Source organism: uncultured Lactobacillus sp., assembly GCF_948948975.1.
Lineage (GTDB): Bacteria > Bacillota > Bacilli > Lactobacillales > Lactobacillaceae > Lactobacillus.
The window spans coordinates 45,937-62,541 of the sequence record NZ_CARBVX010000007.1; the positions used below are offsets into that span (position 1 = coordinate 45,937).

General features: G+C 35.8%; 17 protein-coding genes. 16 read left to right on the plus strand and 1 reads right to left on the minus strand.

Features of this window, described 5'->3' with window-relative positions; genetic code table 11:
• Nucleotides 1-14: 14 nt before the first annotated feature.
• Nucleotides 15-680, minus strand: a complete 666-nt coding sequence (locus Q9R40_RS04360; protein WP_304676460.1) for a hemolysin III family protein — start codon at nt 678-680, stop codon at nt 15-17.
• A gap of 144 nt (nt 681-824) precedes the next feature.
• Here Q9R40_RS04360 and Q9R40_RS04365 point away from each other — a divergent pair, with 144 nt between their 5' ends.
• From Q9R40_RS04365 to Q9R40_RS04440, 16 genes are all read left to right on the plus strand, one after another.
• Nucleotides 825-1,682 carry a DegV family protein gene (locus Q9R40_RS04365; RefSeq protein WP_300592289.1) on the plus strand — a complete coding sequence of 286 codons (858 nt, stop codon included), beginning with the start codon at nt 825-827 and terminating at the stop codon, nt 1,680-1,682.
• A complete protein-coding gene (locus Q9R40_RS04370) occupies nt 1,682-1,909 on the plus strand; it encodes a YozE family protein (RefSeq protein WP_004894551.1) in 228 nt (75 codons plus the stop codon). The genes Q9R40_RS04365 and Q9R40_RS04370 overlap by 1 nt, the downstream gene beginning before the upstream one ends.
• A 7-nt stretch (nt 1,910-1,916) precedes the next feature.
• Nucleotides 1,917-3,368: a S41 family peptidase gene (locus tag Q9R40_RS04375; RefSeq protein WP_304676463.1), complete on the plus strand. Its 1,452-nt coding sequence runs from the start codon at nt 1,917-1,919 to the stop codon at nt 3,366-3,368.
• Between the two features lies 1 nt (nt 3,369).
• Nucleotides 3,370-4,209 carry a ribosome biogenesis GTPase YlqF gene (ylqF, locus tag Q9R40_RS04380; protein WP_011161945.1) on the plus strand — a complete coding sequence of 280 codons (840 nt, stop codon included), beginning with the start codon at nt 3,370-3,372 and terminating at the stop codon, nt 4,207-4,209.
• On the plus strand, nt 4,206-4,958 hold the full coding sequence (locus Q9R40_RS04385; RefSeq protein ID WP_304676466.1) for a ribonuclease HII: 753 nt from the start codon (nt 4,206-4,208) through the stop codon (nt 4,956-4,958). Before ylqF ends, Q9R40_RS04385 begins: the two co-directional genes overlap by 4 nt.
• Nucleotides 4,959-5,010: 52 nt before the next feature.
• Nucleotides 5,011-5,856, plus strand: a complete 846-nt coding sequence (gene dprA / locus Q9R40_RS04390; protein WP_297940453.1) for a DNA-processing protein DprA — start codon at nt 5,011-5,013, stop codon at nt 5,854-5,856.
• A gap of 65 nt (nt 5,857-5,921) precedes the next feature.
• Nucleotides 5,922-8,003 (plus strand): type I DNA topoisomerase, encoded by a 2,082-nt coding sequence (gene topA / locus Q9R40_RS04395; RefSeq protein ID WP_304676468.1) that lies wholly within the window; start codon nt 5,922-5,924, stop codon nt 8,001-8,003.
• Nucleotides 8,004-8,100: 97 nt separating this feature from the next.
• Nucleotides 8,101-9,417 (plus strand): methylenetetrahydrofolate--tRNA-(uracil(54)-C(5))-methyltransferase (FADH(2)-oxidizing) TrmFO, encoded by a 1,317-nt coding sequence (gene trmFO / locus Q9R40_RS04400; protein WP_304676470.1) that lies wholly within the window; start codon nt 8,101-8,103, stop codon nt 9,415-9,417.
• A gap of 2 nt (nt 9,418-9,419) precedes the next feature.
• Nucleotides 9,420-10,343 (plus strand): tyrosine recombinase XerC, encoded by a 924-nt coding sequence (gene xerC / locus Q9R40_RS04405; protein ID WP_304676472.1) that lies wholly within the window; start codon nt 9,420-9,422, stop codon nt 10,341-10,343.
• A 4-nt stretch (nt 10,344-10,347) separates the two neighbouring features.
• On the plus strand, nt 10,348-10,872 hold the full coding sequence (gene hslV, locus Q9R40_RS04410; protein WP_004894572.1) for an ATP-dependent protease subunit HslV: 525 nt from the start codon (nt 10,348-10,350) through the stop codon (nt 10,870-10,872).
• Between the two features lie 10 nt (nt 10,873-10,882).
• A complete protein-coding gene (gene hslU, locus Q9R40_RS04415) occupies nt 10,883-12,277 on the plus strand; it encodes an ATP-dependent protease ATPase subunit HslU (protein WP_304676475.1) in 1,395 nt (464 codons plus the stop codon).
• Nucleotides 12,278-12,304: 27 nt separating this feature from the next.
• The gene (locus Q9R40_RS04420) at nt 12,305-13,192 is read left to right on the plus strand and encodes an aldose 1-epimerase family protein (RefSeq protein WP_304676477.1); all 888 of its coding nucleotides are present in this window, start codon (nt 12,305-12,307) and stop codon (nt 13,190-13,192) included.
• A gap of 60 nt (nt 13,193-13,252) precedes the next feature.
• Nucleotides 13,253-13,855: a hypothetical protein gene (locus Q9R40_RS04425; protein WP_304676479.1), complete on the plus strand. Its 603-nt coding sequence runs from the start codon at nt 13,253-13,255 to the stop codon at nt 13,853-13,855.
• A 151-nt stretch (nt 13,856-14,006) separates the two neighbouring features.
• Nucleotides 14,007-14,570: a metal-dependent hydrolase gene (locus tag Q9R40_RS04430; protein WP_304676480.1), complete on the plus strand. Its 564-nt coding sequence runs from the start codon at nt 14,007-14,009 to the stop codon at nt 14,568-14,570.
• A gap of 266 nt (nt 14,571-14,836) precedes the next feature.
• Nucleotides 14,837-15,298 (plus strand): hypothetical protein, encoded by a 462-nt coding sequence (locus tag Q9R40_RS04435; RefSeq protein ID WP_370648924.1) that lies wholly within the window; start codon nt 14,837-14,839, stop codon nt 15,296-15,298.
• A gap of 241 nt (nt 15,299-15,539) precedes the next feature.
• Complete coding sequence (locus Q9R40_RS04440) at nt 15,540-16,526, plus strand: YeiH family protein (RefSeq protein ID WP_370648927.1); 987 nt, start codon at nt 15,540-15,542, stop codon at nt 16,524-16,526.
• The last annotated feature ends 79 nt before the right edge of the window (nt 16,527-16,605 follow it).

Sequence of the window (16,605 nt, forward strand, 5' to 3'; positions counted from 1 at the left end):
ACTGTCTGCTTTTTTTAAACATAAAATAGAATTGAAAAATACATCAGAATTGAACCTAATACAACAAACAAGTGCCAAATCACATGAATATAAGGAACGCCGCGCATTGAAAATAAAATTGCACCGACAGTATAGGCAATTCCGCCCCAGACTAAGAGCCAAAATCCAGTTGGCCCAAGAACTGGGTAAAGGGTACTGGAAGCAATAATCACAATCCAGCCCATTAATACGTAAAGGATAGTATCTAAAACAACATGTTTGCCCTGATTAAAGATATAAAATAAAATGCCAAAAATGGCTAGGGCTAGAATAATACCAAACATTACCCATCCCTTTACTCCGCCAATTGCGACTAGAGTATAAGGAGTATAGGTTCCAGTAATTAAAATAAAAATTGAAGAGTGATCGAATATTTGAAACACACGTCTAGCTCGGGTAAAAATCAAACTATGGTAGAGTGTTGAAAAAAGATAAAGGATAACCAAACTAGAGCCATAAAGAGTAAAAGCTGTCACTCGCAGGGCACTTCCTGTATGAGCCGCTCTCACAATTAAAATTACTAAGCCTGCAACAGCCAGTCCAAAGCCGATTCCATGAGTGATGGCACTAAAAATATTGTTTAGAATGTTGTAGGTTTTAGATCGATTCTTTGGGTCTTGCCACAATTGTTTAAAAGACATTCATTTATTCCGCCCTATATAATAACTTTATAATCTATTTAATAAATTTTAACTCATTTTTGTATTTTTGATATACTTGAGATTGTACTTAATAAATTCTAACATAGAATAATAATTATAGAAGAATAGGGGATAGCACCTAGAATGGCTAAGATTAAAGTAGTAACTGATTCCTCAGTTCAATTAACTCCTGAAGAAATTGATAAATACGATATTACAGTCGTTCCATTAACTATTACCATTGATGGTCAGACTTACACAGATGGCATTGATATTAGTCGGCAAGAATTTGTAAAGAAGATGGATGAGTCTGAAGAGCTACCGAAGACAAGTCAACCATCAATTGGGATTTTCGAAAAAGTATTTAAAGAATTAACTGCCGATGGAAGCCAAGCAGTAGGAATTTTTCTTGCTCGTTCTTTAAGCGGGACAATTGAAGCTGCTAGACAGGCAGCTGACATAATTGGAAAGACAAAAGAAGTAACTTTAATTGATTCTGAACTAACTGATCGTGCAGAAGCTTATCAAGTGCTGGCTGCTGCTAAGGATGCACAAGCAGGCAAGAGTCTTAAAGAAATTGTAAGTCATGTTGAAGACCTTAAAAAGAAGCAAAAATTGCAGATGATGGTAGTTAACCTAAATAACTTGATTAAAGGTGGCCGTCTTGGCCCACTAGCTGGTAAAATTGCTACTTTACTAAATATTAGAATTGAATTGCATATGCCGGGTGGAAATTTAGACGTTGCTAAAAAAGGTCGGGGAAAGAAGTTTTCTAAGAACTTTGATAAACGTGTTTTAAAGGATATTGAAGAACATAAGCACGAAATTAAAGAAGTAGCAATTTCTTATGTCGATACGCCTGAAGATATGGAAGTTTGGGCTAATAAAATTAAAGAAATTAATCCTGACATTAAAGTATTAACACGCGTTACTAGTCCAATTATTGCAACGCATGCTGGTAGTGGTGCCTATGCAGTGTTTTATACAGCGGAGGACTTTTAATGGCTTATCGTGAGAGCTTTTATCGTTTTTTAATGACGCAAAGAAATCCTGATTCTTTAGATGATATTGCTGAATTTGCTAATAACGCACAACATGACAGTTCTTTTCCAAAACAAGAAGAAGACTATGAAAAATTGTCAGAATATTTAGAATTAAATGCTGGTTATTTACCAAGCATGAGCGTTTTTGACAAGGCATATCAATTATATTTAGATAATATGAACTGAGGCTAATATGGCAGAAGTAGAACCAAATAATTCTCATCAAAATAAAGAAATTTCAAATAATAAAAAGAAGCATCTTCCCAAATATGCTCAATTTTTGTTAACTGGTATAGCTGGTGCGGCAATTGGTGCAGGTTTGACCTTTGGAATCATGGAAGTTAAGGAACTAAAGTCACCTTTTTATCAAGTTGAAAAAGTGTATGAGCAATTACAGGGTTCATATTATAAGAAAGTCTCACCGCAAACATTGCGCCAAGGGGCAATTAACGGGATGCTTAATAGTCTTAATGATCCTTTTTCTGAAGGATTAAGTGGAGCAAATCAAGAACAAGTCAATAATATTTTAGAGGGCTCCAGTTTTGGCGGAGTAGGTATTCAGATGGCAGTACGCAACAATAAAGTTGTTGTGGACTCTATTGTTGCTGATTCTCCAGCTTCGAAAAGTACTATTAAGCCTGGCGATGAGATTGTTGCCGTTAATAATAAAAAAGTAAGTGCAGCTCAGTTTAGTAAAGTAGCTCCTTTAGTCAGAGGAAAAATTGGTACAAAAGTTACCTTGAAACTTAGACGTGCTAACTCTACTTTTAATGTTACCTTAAAACGCGCTAAAATCTCCCAATCCAGCTTAACTAAACGCACTGAAGGTAACGCAACAATTATTACAATTACACAATTTGATGTTAATACGGCCAAAGATTTAAAGAGTGCTTTAAAGTCAATTGATACTAAAAAATATCCTAAGCTAATTATTGACTTACAAGATAATCCTGGTGGTGCAATGGATGCTGCTTTGAAGTCTGCATCGTATTTCTTGCCAAATAATAAGATTATTATGCAATATCAGGATCGCAAGCAAAAAGAAGTAATTCGCTCTGATAAAAAGCTTTCTGGTGGCTTCCATACAAGTCTAAAGCCAATTATTTTAATTAATGCCAATACAGCTAGTGCCAGTGAAATCTTTACCGCGGCTCTTGTTCAAAATCACTGGGCAGTTTCTGTTGGTCAAACAAGCTATGGTAAGGGAACAGTGCAGGAAGTAGGGCAGACGCAAGATTCTGAATATAAATATACAATTGCTAAGTGGCTTACTCCAAATGGAACTTGGATCAACCAAAAGGGGCTAAAGCCAACTTATCCTGTACCTGAATCTTCTTTAGCTAAGCTACCTCAATTCCAAAGTATGAGTATTTTGAAGAAATCAATGACTGGTGTTGATGTGGCAACTCTGCAGCAATATTTGACTGCCTTAGGTTATATGCCAAAGCATGTTACAGGAGTTTTTGATGATGAAACTAAGAATGCAGTTATTGAGTTTCAAAAAGCCCATGGCTTGACAACAGATGGTATAGTAAATGGGCAAGTACAAGCGCAACTTTATTTAGCAGTTGCACAAAAACTGCAAGATGATAATCCTGCTTTAAAGAAGGCAATGAGCTTAAATCTAAAGGATATGGAGGATTAAAATGGCAACTATTCAATGGTATCCAGGACATATGAATAAGGCTAAAAATCAGCTAGAAGATAATCTAGACTTGATTGATGTCTTAATTGAAGTTTTAGATGCGCGTTTACCAGTTTCTTCTCGTAATCCAATGATTGGACAATTAACGAAGAAGAAACCGCATATTATTGTTTTAAATAAGGCCGATTTGGCCGATCCAATTCAAACTAAAAAATGGACTCATTATTATCAAGATGAGGGTAACTTCGTGATTTCGATGGATGCCCAGCATACTACAAATATGACTAGTCTATTTAAAATTATTAAGTTAGCTGGTAAGGAAAAGACAGATAAATTAATTGCAAAAGGTGCATCAAACCCAATGATTCGAGTAGCTATTGCAGGAATTCCAAACTGTGGTAAATCTACTATTATTAATCGTATGGTTGGAAGAAATGCCGCAATTGTTGGTGATAAGCCTGGTGTAACACGTGGACAAAGTTGGTTAAAGACAAAGACTAATGTTCAGATTTTAGATACACCAGGGATTTTGTGGCCTAAGTTTTCTGATCAAGAAGTAGGTTACAAATTAGCAGCTTGCGGGGCAATTAAGGCAGATATTTTTCATCCCGATGACGTTGCCTTATTTGTGATTGAATTTTTGAAGCAAAATTATCGCGATGATCTTGTTAAATTCGCACGAATTTCAAGTGAAGAGATGGACAGTATGTCTAATCCAGATTTATTGTTAGCAATGACAAATAAGTACGGTATGCGGGATGATTATGATAAATTTTCACTGTTCATGCTTCAGCGCTTACGCAAAGGAAAATTGGGAAGGATTACGTTCGATCTTAGATGACGATTACAGAAATAAAAAACTTACTTCAAGGAGAAGTAAGTAAAGAGCAGTTAGAAGAATTAAAAGCAGATGAACGAAAAGGCGTCCAAAAGCTCTTAATTAGCTATGAAAAAAGACAAGCTAAATATGCTAAAGCATTTGCTCAATTTCAATCACGTTTTTCTTATGAAAAGAAATTTTGGCAAAAAAAGCAACTTGTTGCTGGTGTTGATGAAGTAGGGCGTGGTCCACTTGCTGGCCCTGTAGTTACAGCTGCCGTTATTTTGCCACATGATTTTGATTTAATTGATGTTAATGACTCAAAAAAATTATCACCTAAGAAGAGACAGACGCTTTTTCCAAAGATTCTAGAAAAAGCTGTTAGTGTTAGTGTTGGCTTGGCTAATAATGATGTAATTGATCAGATTAATATTTATGAAGCAGATCGTGTAGCAATGGCTCATGCGGTTCAAGGCCTAAAAATAAAGCCTGATGCCTTGTTAGTTGATGCGATGAATGTGCCCTTAAACATTCCTCAAGTTAAATTAATTCATGGGGATGCTAAGTCTAACTCAATTGCTGCTGCTAGTATTGTAGCAAAGGTGTTTCGGGACAACTTAATGGATGCTTATGGTGAGGTCTATCCAGAATATGATTTTAAACATAATGCAGGCTACGGAACTCGTGAGCACATGGAAGCTCTTAAAAAATACGGTCCAACTCCGATTCATCGGAGATCTTTTGCTCCAGTTAGTGAATACGAAAAATAATTTAAAAATAAACCTTCACTTTTGCGTACATGATAGTGGAGGTTTTATTTATATGAATTTGAAAGAATTTTGTTTAAGATTAAAATTACAGCAAGGTCTTGGCATTACTACTATAGGAAAAATTGTAGCGAATTTTACTACTGGTGAAGAAGTAACAGTTGACAAAATAGAGAGTTTATCATTAAAATCAAATATCCAAAATCTTGTTTTAGCTGCAATGAAGAATGATAAGTTCAATTCTTGGATTGAAAGAATTGAATTACAGTGTGATGTTATCACTATTTTTGATACAATCTATCCAAATGCACTCCGTGAAATGTATAATGCACCAACACTTCTTTTTACTAGAGGAGACTTATCCTTGCTTAAAAAGGAGATTACAGTTATAGTTGGCGCAAGACAGCCGACAAATTATAGTCGATTTGTCTTAAAACAATTAATTCCGCAGCTGATACAGCAAGATTTTGTCATTGCTAGTGGCTTAGCACGCGGAGTGGATGGAATTGCTCATCAAGAAACATTAAAAAATCACGGTAAGACAATTGCCGTCATTGGAAATGGGCTCAACCATTTTTATCCGCAAGAAAACAAAATGCTCCAGGAAGAAATTATGGCGAAGGGACTATTGATCAGTGAATATTTACCGGATACTCCTCCAAGGCCTTATAGGTTCCCTGAGCGCAATAGAATACTTGCGGGCTTAAGCAAAAATATTATTGTGACTGAAGCTAGAAAAAGATCGGGCTCCTTAATTACTGCAAATATTGCTTTAGAAGAAAATCGCAATATTTTTGCAGTTCCGGGACCAGTCTCAAGTCCTTTGTCAGAAGGCCCTAATGAGCTAATTGCCGCTGGTGCTTATCCATTGGTTAATGCTGATTTTAAAAACTTGCTTTAGTTGACAAGAGTAAAATTTTTGGTATTTTAGAATTTGGTAGAAATTGTGCAAGGAAGGGGCATTCTATGCCTACTAAACGAAAAAATAAAAAGAATTTAGTTATTGTCGAGTCTCCTCATAAGGCTAAGACAATTGAAAAATATTTAGGAAGAAATTATCATGTTATCGCTTCAAAAGGCCATATTCGTGATTTACCCAAGTCTCAAATGGGAGTGGATATAGAACATGACTATGAACCAAAATATATCTCCATTCGTGGAAAAGGCGATACGATTAAAGAATTAAAGAGCGAAGCTAAAAAAGCAAAATATGTTTATCTTGCTTCCGACCCAGATCGAGAAGGAGAAGCGATTGCTTGGCACGTTGCTCATGCATTAAATCTAGATCCAAAAGAACATAACCGCGTTGCTTTTAATGAAATTACTAAAGACGCTGTTAAGAATGCCTTTAAGAATCCAAGAACTATTGATATGGATATTGTTGATGCTCAACAAGCTCGTCGTGTCCTAGACCGTTTGGTTGGTTATTCAATTAGTCCGATTTTGTGGCAAAAGGTAAAGAAGGGACTGTCAGCTGGACGTGTTCAATCGATTGCCTTGAAGTTAGTAATCGATCGTGAGAATGAGATCAAGAACTTTAAGCCAGAAGAATACTGGACTATTGATGCTGATTTTGAAAAGGGCTCAGAAAAGTTTAAGGGTGCTTTTTATGGCATTAAGGGCAAAAAGCAAGAGTTGCCAAATAATGAAGCAGTTCAAGATGTTTTAAAGCGAATTGATAAGCGGAAAAACTTTGAAGTTACAAAAGTAGTTAAAAAGGAAAGAAGACGTCAACCTGCTGCTCCTTTTACCACTTCAACTATGCAACAAGAAGCAAACAAGCGCTTAGGTTACAGAACTCGTCGAACAATGAGAATTGCTCAATCTCTTTATGAAGGTGTGAACCTTGGTAAGGGATCTGTCGGTTTGATTACTTATATGCGTACTGACTCAAAGCGTATTGCTAATGTAGCAAAGCATGAAGCTTCAAAATTTATTCATGAAGAATACGGTGAAAATTACGCAGCAGTTAAGCCGCAACATTTTAAAAATGATGAGGATGCTCAAGATGCCCACGAAGCAATTCGTCCTACTTCAGCTTTTAGAACGCCAGCTTCTGTAAAAGAATATTTAACAACTGAAGAATATCGTCTCTATACTTTAATTTGGTCAAGATTTATTGCTAGTCAAATGACCCCAGCTGTTTACGACACAGTTAGAGCTGATATTGAGCAAAATGATGTAACCTTTAGAACAACTGGTTCAAAACTTAAATTTGCTGGATTCACTAAGGTATACGATAACCAAAAAGAAAAGAGTAATGAACTTCCTGAGTTAAATGAAGGCGATAAGGTTAAACTTAAGAAGACTGATGATCGTCAACACTTTACTCAACCACCTGCACGTTATACAGAAGCTAGTTTAGTTCGTGCTCTTGAAGAAAATGGTGTTGGTCGTCCATCAACTTATGCACCAACAATTGATACCATTCAAAAACGTTACTACGTAAAACTTGAAGGTAGGTCAATTGTACCTACAGAATTAGGAGAAATCGTAGATAAGTTAATCGAAGAATTTTTCCCAGATATTGTTAATGTCGACTTTACAGCTCAACTTGAAAATGACCTAGATGGGGTTGAAGTAGGGAAGAAGAACTGGATTAAAGTAGTTGATGAGTACTACAAGCCATTTTCTAAAGAGTTAGATAAAGCAGATCAACAAATTGAAAAGGTTCAAATTAAAGATGAACCTGCAGGCTTTAACTGTGATATTTGTGGGGCTCCAATGGTTATCAAAATGGGACGCTACGGTAAGTTCTATGCTTGCTCACGCTTCCCGGATTGTCGTAATACTAAACCAATCGTTAAGAAGATTGGCGTAACTTGTCCTAAGTGTGGTAAGGGCGAAGTTATCGAAAAGAAATCAAAACGTAACCGTAAGTTCTATGGCTGTTCACGCTATCCAGATTGTGATTTTGTTTCATGGGATCAACCAATTGGTCGTAATTGTCCAAATGATGGTCACTTCTTAGTTCAAAAGAAGAACAAGAAAGGACTAGTAATTCTTTGTCCAAATGGTGATTACCGTGAAGAACCAGAAGAAAATTAAATTATAATAAAAATCAATGATATCATTAAAACGAAAGCGGTTTAATGATATCATTTTTATATAGACTTGAAAGAGTCGAGCAGAAAGGAAAGATTGCATGGTAAAGAATGTAACCGTAATTGGCGGAGGTCTTGCAGGGAGTGAAGCTGCATGGCAATTAGCTAAGCGTGGCATTGAAGTAGATTTATATGAGATGCGACCTACGAAAAATACGCCTGCTCATGAAACTGCAAACTTTGCAGAACTAGTATGCACTAACTCAATGAGATCTAACCAACTGTCAAATGCTGTTGGTTTGTTAAAAGAAGAAATGCGGCAGCTGGATTCCTTAATTATGAAAGCAGCGGATGAAACAGCAGTACCTGCTGGGGGAGCTCTAGCTGTTGATAGAGATAAGTTTAGTGCAGTTGTAACTAAGACCTTGAAGGACTTGCCAAATGTTCATGTTCATGAGGAAGAAATTACTGAAATTCCAAAAGATGGGATTACGATCATTGCGACTGGTCCATTAACCTCAGATACACTAGCAGAACAGATTAAGGAGTTTTGTGGTACTGACTCACTTCATTTCTTTGATGCGGCAGCTCCAATTGTGGCAGCTAGCTCCATTAATCGTGATATTGTTTATAAAAAATCACGTTATGACAAGGGTGAAGCTGCATATTTGAATTGTCCCATGACTAAAGAAGAGTTTTATAATTTCTATAAAAATCTAGTTGCAGCAGAAACAGCTACTTTACATGGCTTTGAAGATAAGAATGTCTTTGAGGGATGTATGCCAATTGAAGTAATGGCCAAAAGAGGAGAAAAGACAATGCTCTTTGGTCCACTTAAGCCAGTTGGTTTAGAAGATCCTAAGACTGGAAAGACTCCTTATGCAGTTGTGCAATTGCGTCAAGATAATGCCGCTAGCACAATGTATAACATCGTTGGTTTCCAAACTCATCTAAAATATGGCGAACAAAAGAGAGTCTTTTCAATGATTCCAGGTCTTGAAAATGCAAAATTTGTTCGCTATGGTAAAATGCACCGTAATACCTATATTGCTAGTCCTGAAGTTTTGAATGCAAATTATGAAGCTAGAAAGCAAACTGGTCTCTTCTTTGCGGGACAAATGACAGGGGTAGAAGGTTATGTTGAAAGTGCAGGTTCTGGTTTAGTTGCCGGAATTAATGCGGCTAGAGAAGCTTTAGGAGAAGATACGCTAGTCTTTCCTAAGTCAACTGCCTTGGGTTCGATGGCAAATTACATCACAACCACTAGCGCAAAGCATTTCCAACCAATGAATGCTTCCTATGCACTCTTGCCAAAATTAGATTATAAGGTAAGAAACAAACAAGAAAGACACTTAGAAATTTCTAAACGAGCATTGAAGGATCTTGAAGCCTTTAAGGAAGAAAAGAAGCTTGGTTAATAATGTCTAAAGAAAATGATAAATTAATCAAACAATTTCAAGATTACTTGAACTATGAACGTAATTATAGTAAAAATACTGTAAACTCTTACTTAAATGACCTAATTGAAGCTAAGGAATTTTTTAAAGAAAATGGTGGCTTTAGCGGCTGGGATCAAGTTAAAAGTCGCGATGTTGAAATTTTCTTACAAAACTTGGCTACGCAAAACAGGTCAAGAACTACTCAAGCGCGTAAAATGTCTAGTTTAAGATCTTTTTATCGCTTTCTTGTTAAGCGAGAAGTGCTAGATAGTGATCCAATGCAGACAATTAGTTTAAGATTAGGCGAAAAGAAATTGCCACAATTTTTCTATGAAAAAGAAATGCGGCAGGTCTTTGATAGTCTTGCTGGTCATGACAAAATAGTGGTAAGAAATCGTGCGATGTTTGAACTTTTTTATGCGACTGGGATGCGTTTAAGTGAGATGGCATCTTTAAAGCTAGATCAGATTGATTTTGATTTAAAGATTATCTTAGTTCATGGGAAGGGTAATAAAGACCGCTATGTTCCCTTTGGAAAAGATGCGGCCAATGCTTTAAAAGAATATTGTGATAAAAGTCGACTAGCTCTGCTAGGTAAAAACGAAGATCTAGGCTATGTATTTTTAAATAACCGGGGACAAAAGTTGACGGGCCGCGGAATTGAATATATTATGCAGCAAGTTTTTATTAAAGCCGGAGTTGGTGGAAAAGTTCATCCCCACATGCTTAGACATTCTTTTGCAACTGAGCTGCTCAATAATGGAGCAGACCTACGGAGTGTGCAGGAGCTTTTGGGCCATGAATCTTTGTCAACGACGCAAATCTATACCCATGTCACAATGAAACATTTACAAGCAGATTATCAAAAATTTTTCCCAAGAAAAGATAAGAAAGACGAGGCATAATAATATGACAACAATTTGTTCTGTTAGATATAACAATAAAACAGCCATCGCTGGTGATGGTCAAGTTACCTTAGGTGAAAAAGTTATTGCTAAGGCAACTGCTAAAAAGATTAGAAGAATTTATCATGATCAAGTGGTAATCGGCTTTGCTGGGGGTGTTGCCGATGCAGTCAGCTTACAAGATATGCTTGAAGGAAAGCTTGAAACTTATTCAGGTGACTTACGTAGAGCTGCCGTTGAAATGGCTCAAAGCTGGCGTAAAGATCCAACTTTAGCTAAATTACAAGCTATGGTAATTGCTTTTAATGATAAAGACTTATTATTAATTTCTGGTAATGGTGAAGTACTTGAACCAGATGAAGACGTGGTGGCTATTGGCTCTGGTGGTAACTTTGCCCAAGCAGCTGCAATTGCTATGACTCGCCACAGTAATGGGATGAGCGCAAGTGAAATTGCTAAAGAAGCTGTTAAGATTGCTTCCGGAATTGATGTGTTTACAGATGACCACATTACTACTGATGAAATCTAGGTGAAATATTTTGACTGAAGAAAAAACTCCAAAACAAATTGTAAAATTACTTGATAAATATATTATTGGCCAAAACGAAGCTAAAAAGTCTGTTGCTGTTGCATTGTATAACCGTTATCGTAGATTGCAACTGCCAAAGCAAATGCAACAAGATATTACGCCAAAAAACATGTTAATGGCTGGTCCTACTGGTGTAGGTAAGACAGAAATTGCACGTCGACTTGCTAAGATTGTTGACGCACCTTTTGTAAAGGTTGAAGCAACTAAGTTTACTGAAGTTGGTTATGTTGGACGTGATGTTGAATCAATGGTCCGTGACTTAATTGAAGAAGCAGTTCGAATGGAGGAAAAAGATCAATTTGAACATGTTAAAATGCAAGCTACTAAGAAAGCTAATAATCGTCTAGTTAAATTAATTGTGCCAGGAATTAAGCGTGAAAATCGTGAAAATTCGATGCAACAAATGATGCAAATGCTTTCGGGTAACTTCAACATGAATCAACCTCAAGATAATGAAGAAGTAACTGATGATATTCGTAATGAACGCCTTAGTGTAGCTGATCAACTTAATAAGGGATTACTTGAGAATCGTGAAGTTACCATCGAAGTAGAACAAGCTCCCAAAGTAAACCCCATGGGCGATATGATGGGCCAAATGGGAATTGACATGTCAAGTTTGATGGGCGATTTAATGCCTAAGAAGACTGTTAAACGTACGCTAAAAGTATCAGATGCACGTGAAGTTTTAATTCAAGAAGAGTCAAAGAAGTTAATTAACTACGATTCTCTCTATCAACGTGCAATTGAGCGTACTCAACAAAATGGTATTATCTTTATCGACGAAATTGACAAGATCACTGCTGGTAACAAGAAGACTTCTGGTGAAGTTTCTCGTGAAGGTGTACAAAGAGATATCTTACCAATTGTTGAAGGTTCAACTGTTTCAACTAAGTATGGTCCTGTATCTACTGACCATATCCTATTTATTGCGGCTGGTGCTTTTGCTGAAAGTAAACCAAGTGATTTAATTCCAGAATTACAAGGACGTTTTCCAATTCGTGTCGAATTAAATGCCTTGACTCAAGAAGACTTTGTTAAGATCTTAAAGGATCCTCAAAACTCACTTTTGAAGCAATATATTGCACTTCTTAAGGCTGATGGTATTAAATTGGTCTTTACTCAAGAAGCAATTGATCGAATTGCTCAAATAGCTTTTGAAGTAAATCAAGGAACTGACAACATTGGTGCACGTCGTCTAGCAACTATTTTGGAAAAGTTACTTGAGGATGTTCTCTATGAAGGTCCAGACATGAACATGGGTGAAATCACTATTACTCAGAAGTATGTTGATCAAAAATTGAGTGATATAATTATTAATAAAGACTTAACAAAATTTATTTTGTAATTTTAGTAGATAAAGAGAAGTTAAATTATGGATTATCAATTAAAGAATAATTTTTTAACAGTAACACTTTCTGATAAGGGTGCTGAAATTAAAAGTGTTAAAGATGTAAACAGTGGTCGAGAATACATGTGGCAGGCAGATCCCGAAATTTGGGGACGTCATGCTCCCATTTTGTTCCCAGTAGTTGGACGTTTAAAGGACGATCAATATACTTATGATGGTAAAACTTATCATATGGGACAACATGGTTTTGCTCGCGATGCACAATTTACTGTTGAGGAACAAGATGATAAGCACATTGTTTTTCTTCTAACTTCTAATGAAGATACTAAAAAAATGTATCCATTTGATTTTGAACTAAGAGTATCTTACAGTTTAATGAATAATTTACTGGAAGAACACTTTACAGTAACTAATACTGATACTAAAGAAATGATCTTTGGTATCGGGGGACACCCTGGCTTTAATTTACCAACTGATAATGGTTTGAATAAGAATGATTACTACTTTAAGTTTGATCCTTCAATGGACCACGTGAAGATTCCTTTAAAGGCACCATACTTTGACTGGGAAAATCGTTCCTTGCTCGCGACTGATTCAATGTTTGAAATTAGTGATAAATTGTTTAAGGATGATGCCTGGGTCTTTGAATTAAAGCAGCCTAACAAAATTTCTATTAGAACTGATAAGAGTGACTACCATATTAATGTCAAAATGGAAAATGCACCATTTGTGGGTTTGTGGTCACAGTATCCTAAGGCAGGTAACTATATCTGTATTGAACCTTGGTGGGGAATTGCAGATACGTTAGACAGTGATGGCCAACTAGAACATAAACGTGGAATGAATCATATTGCTCCAAATGAAGTTTGGGAGAATGGTTTTACCATTGCATTTCATGACAAAGCTAAGTAATTAAGATAATTAAGACTTTGGTTGAAAGATCAAAGTCTTATTTTGTATACAGGTGAGAAAATGAAGATTGGGTATTTGAAAAATTTAGGTAGACATGAGCTGGAAAAGGCAGCAATTAGATGGAAATCTTTACATAAAAATGAAAAAGTGATTTTAGAGCCTGTTTCATATGATGAAGTGGAAAAGAAAATTCAAAATAATGAGCTAGATGCAGTGTTAGTTAATTCAAGACACACTATCTATCAGCAACTAGCTCATTATCCTGTTGATGAAGTTGCTTTAGTAGCACTAGTGCAAGCAGGTAATTTTAATAAATATCAACAAACTGTTGAAGTGAGTGATTTAAAGAATTTACCTTGTATTATGGTGGCCGGAATAGAGGAAGAAAAGAGTGAATACCATTATTTAAAAGATGTTCTTCAAGTTGATAGTGATCTACTTGCGGTTGAAACCTTAGGAGAAGCAGTTTTAATGGTTGAATCTGGATCTGGCTACTTAATTATGAATGAAAAAACAGCGATACATATTGATGATGACCAAGTACAAAAGTTGTTCTTGTTGCGAGATGGAAAACAACTCACTGAAGAATATGCCTTTATTGCTAAACCAGAAAATCAGCAAGTAGAAGAATTGAGTAAGATATTAAAAGAAGTTTTAAATTAAAAGTAAAATAATTATGTAAAACTATAAAATGATATTACTTAAAAACTCTAGTTTTGTACTAGAGTTTTTTTATACCTTGGCGTATACAAGTTCCCATTCTAGTGGGAATTTTGTTAAAATAGAATATATGTTCTAGAGAGGGTGAAAAGAAGTGCTAACTAGGTCACATCGAATTTGCAGTATTGCAATCGTGGAACTAAGTTTATTATTAACTAATCGTCTATTGATCGATCCAGTTAACAACATTATTATTCTGGCTGCGACTGCGATTGGCGCTTCTTTACCTGATATTGATGAATATAACAGTTCCGCAAGCAAGAAGGCAGTGATCAATTTTAGTCTTTTTCTTAAACATCGTGGGATTACTCATTCTTTCCTTGGCTGGGCCATTTTTTCTGGTGGTCTATATTATTTGATGAATAAATTTATTCCTATTCATATCAACAATTTAACTTCTCAGAATTATTGGAGTGCACTTTGGTTTGGGTTGGTAATTGGCTATTTTTTGCATTTAATTGAAGATAGTTTTAGTAAACAAGGAGTAGAGTGGCTAGCACCCTTTTATAAGAAAAAAAGAAAGTTACCAATTAATTATAAAGTTGGAGGGTGCTTTGAGAATTTTTTAACTATTATGTCTTATTTAGCGGTAATTATGATGACCTTTTATTGGATTTGGCTTTCTTTGACACCTGCAACACAAGTCTTTTTGTTTTGAAAAGTAGACTTAAGCCTGTAAGATAAGTACTGGGGGAAGATTCCAAGAGAGGAGTCCTGAATATGTCCCAATTATTAGTAATAGCCGGTTTAATCGGTATTTTGTATGGTGCAGTTGAGCTTAAAGCCCAGCCAATTCCAGTTGAAAATGACACAGTTCATAAAGGACGTTAAGTGAAGTAGAGGACCAAGAGTTAAAATTGCTCTTGGTCATTTTTAGTTTAACCAGTATACTGGTAGAAAGAAGAATATTAAAGGATATGAAGTATGAATTCGAATGAATTAATTTTTACTAAATTAGAAAATAAACGTTTGCGTTATAATTTGCTTGCGGACATCTTGCTAATTCTTGGAGGTATTTTAATGTTTAGACAGCCTCCACTGCGTCTTGTATTTCAATTACTTGGAGCCGGCTTAATTATTATCGGAACCGTATTTACTTTTTTATCATTTCGAGTAAGGACTAGTAAGCAATATCATGACCTATCTTTATTAGTTAAAAATGAGCCAAGTAGTTTTAAGGAGGTCGTTAATTTATTTGGAGCAAAGTTAACTGCCTTAGCTTTGTTTGTGGGAATAGGGCTTATAGCATTAGCAATTTGCTTTTTCTTTTTACTTAGTCGCTCTTGGATTAAAGCTTTATTGTTTTTCTTAACATTTGAGACAGTAATTGATTTGAAAGACTTTATGAATAACATCACAAAATTGAAGGATGAAAGTATAATTTAGACTTTCATCCTTTTTATATCAATAAAAATATTTGTGATTTTGTGAGCATATTATTTTACTTTGATTATTTGATTAGATACTATTAGTGCTATAAGAATTTTGCTTTCGAGAAAGAATCACTTTAAAACACTATATGATTGCTTATTCTGTAAATTTTCCTGGGTGTGAATAAGTAATTAAACTGGAGGTATTTTTATTGATAAGTATTGTTAAGAGTAGATCATTTGGTCTTGCAGCTGCAATGACTTTAATTTGTTCCGTGGCAGGTATTTTTCTAGCAAAATTACCTTATGTCAACTTAATTGGTGCATTGGTAATCGCACTTTTATTAGGAATTTCACTGCAGGTTTTACCAGTTGGGGTAAGAGAAGAAGCAGCACCAGGGATTGGTTTTATTTCTAATAAGTTTTTGAGATTAGGAATTATCTTGCTTGGTTTTAGACTTAATCTTACTAAATTAGCTGATGCTGGTATTAAAACAATTTTAGTTGCAATGCTAGGGGTAAGTGGAACGATTGTTTTGACTTACTGGCTTAGTAAAAAATTTGGGGCAGAAGATGAACTAGCAGTGTTATCGGCTTGTGGCTGCGGAATTTGTGGAGCAGCTGCTGTAATGGGTGTTTCCCCTCAAATTGAGAGTAGAGATGAAGAACGTAAAAGAGAAAACGAGGTACTTGCTGTTGCCGTAGTTTGTGTGATGGGAACAGTATTTACCCTCTTAGAGATTGTGATTAAGCCAATGCTTGGGTTAACAGCTTCACAATTTGGTATTGTTGCTGGTGGATCTCTTCATGAAATTGCCCATGCTATTGCAGCTGGTAGTGCTTTTGGTGAAGCAAGTTTAGATAGTGCATTAATTATGAAATTATCACGTGTTTTACTTTTAGCACCAGTTGCTTTAATAATTGGATACTGGTACCAAAGAAGACTGGTAAAAGAAAGCGCGCAAGATCATACGCAAGCACCTAAGAAATTACCAATTCCTTGGTTCTTAGGCGGATTTATTTTAACCAGTATTTTAGGTACTTTCTTACCATTCCCACCAGTAGTTTTAGATGGCTTAGTTCAAGCAGCATATGTATTTTTGGGGATGGCAATGGCCGCTTTAGGTATTTCAGTTAACTTCAGCGTTATTTTCAAACGTGGTGGTACCGTCTTTGGGGCTGCTGCAATTAGTTCTACTTGCTTGATGATCTTCATGATTATTATGAGTAAGTTATTCTTTTAAATAATGATAAAAAGCCGATTGCTTAGTGAAGAAGCAATCGGCTTTTTTACATTTGATTATATTTACTCCATTGATCCTG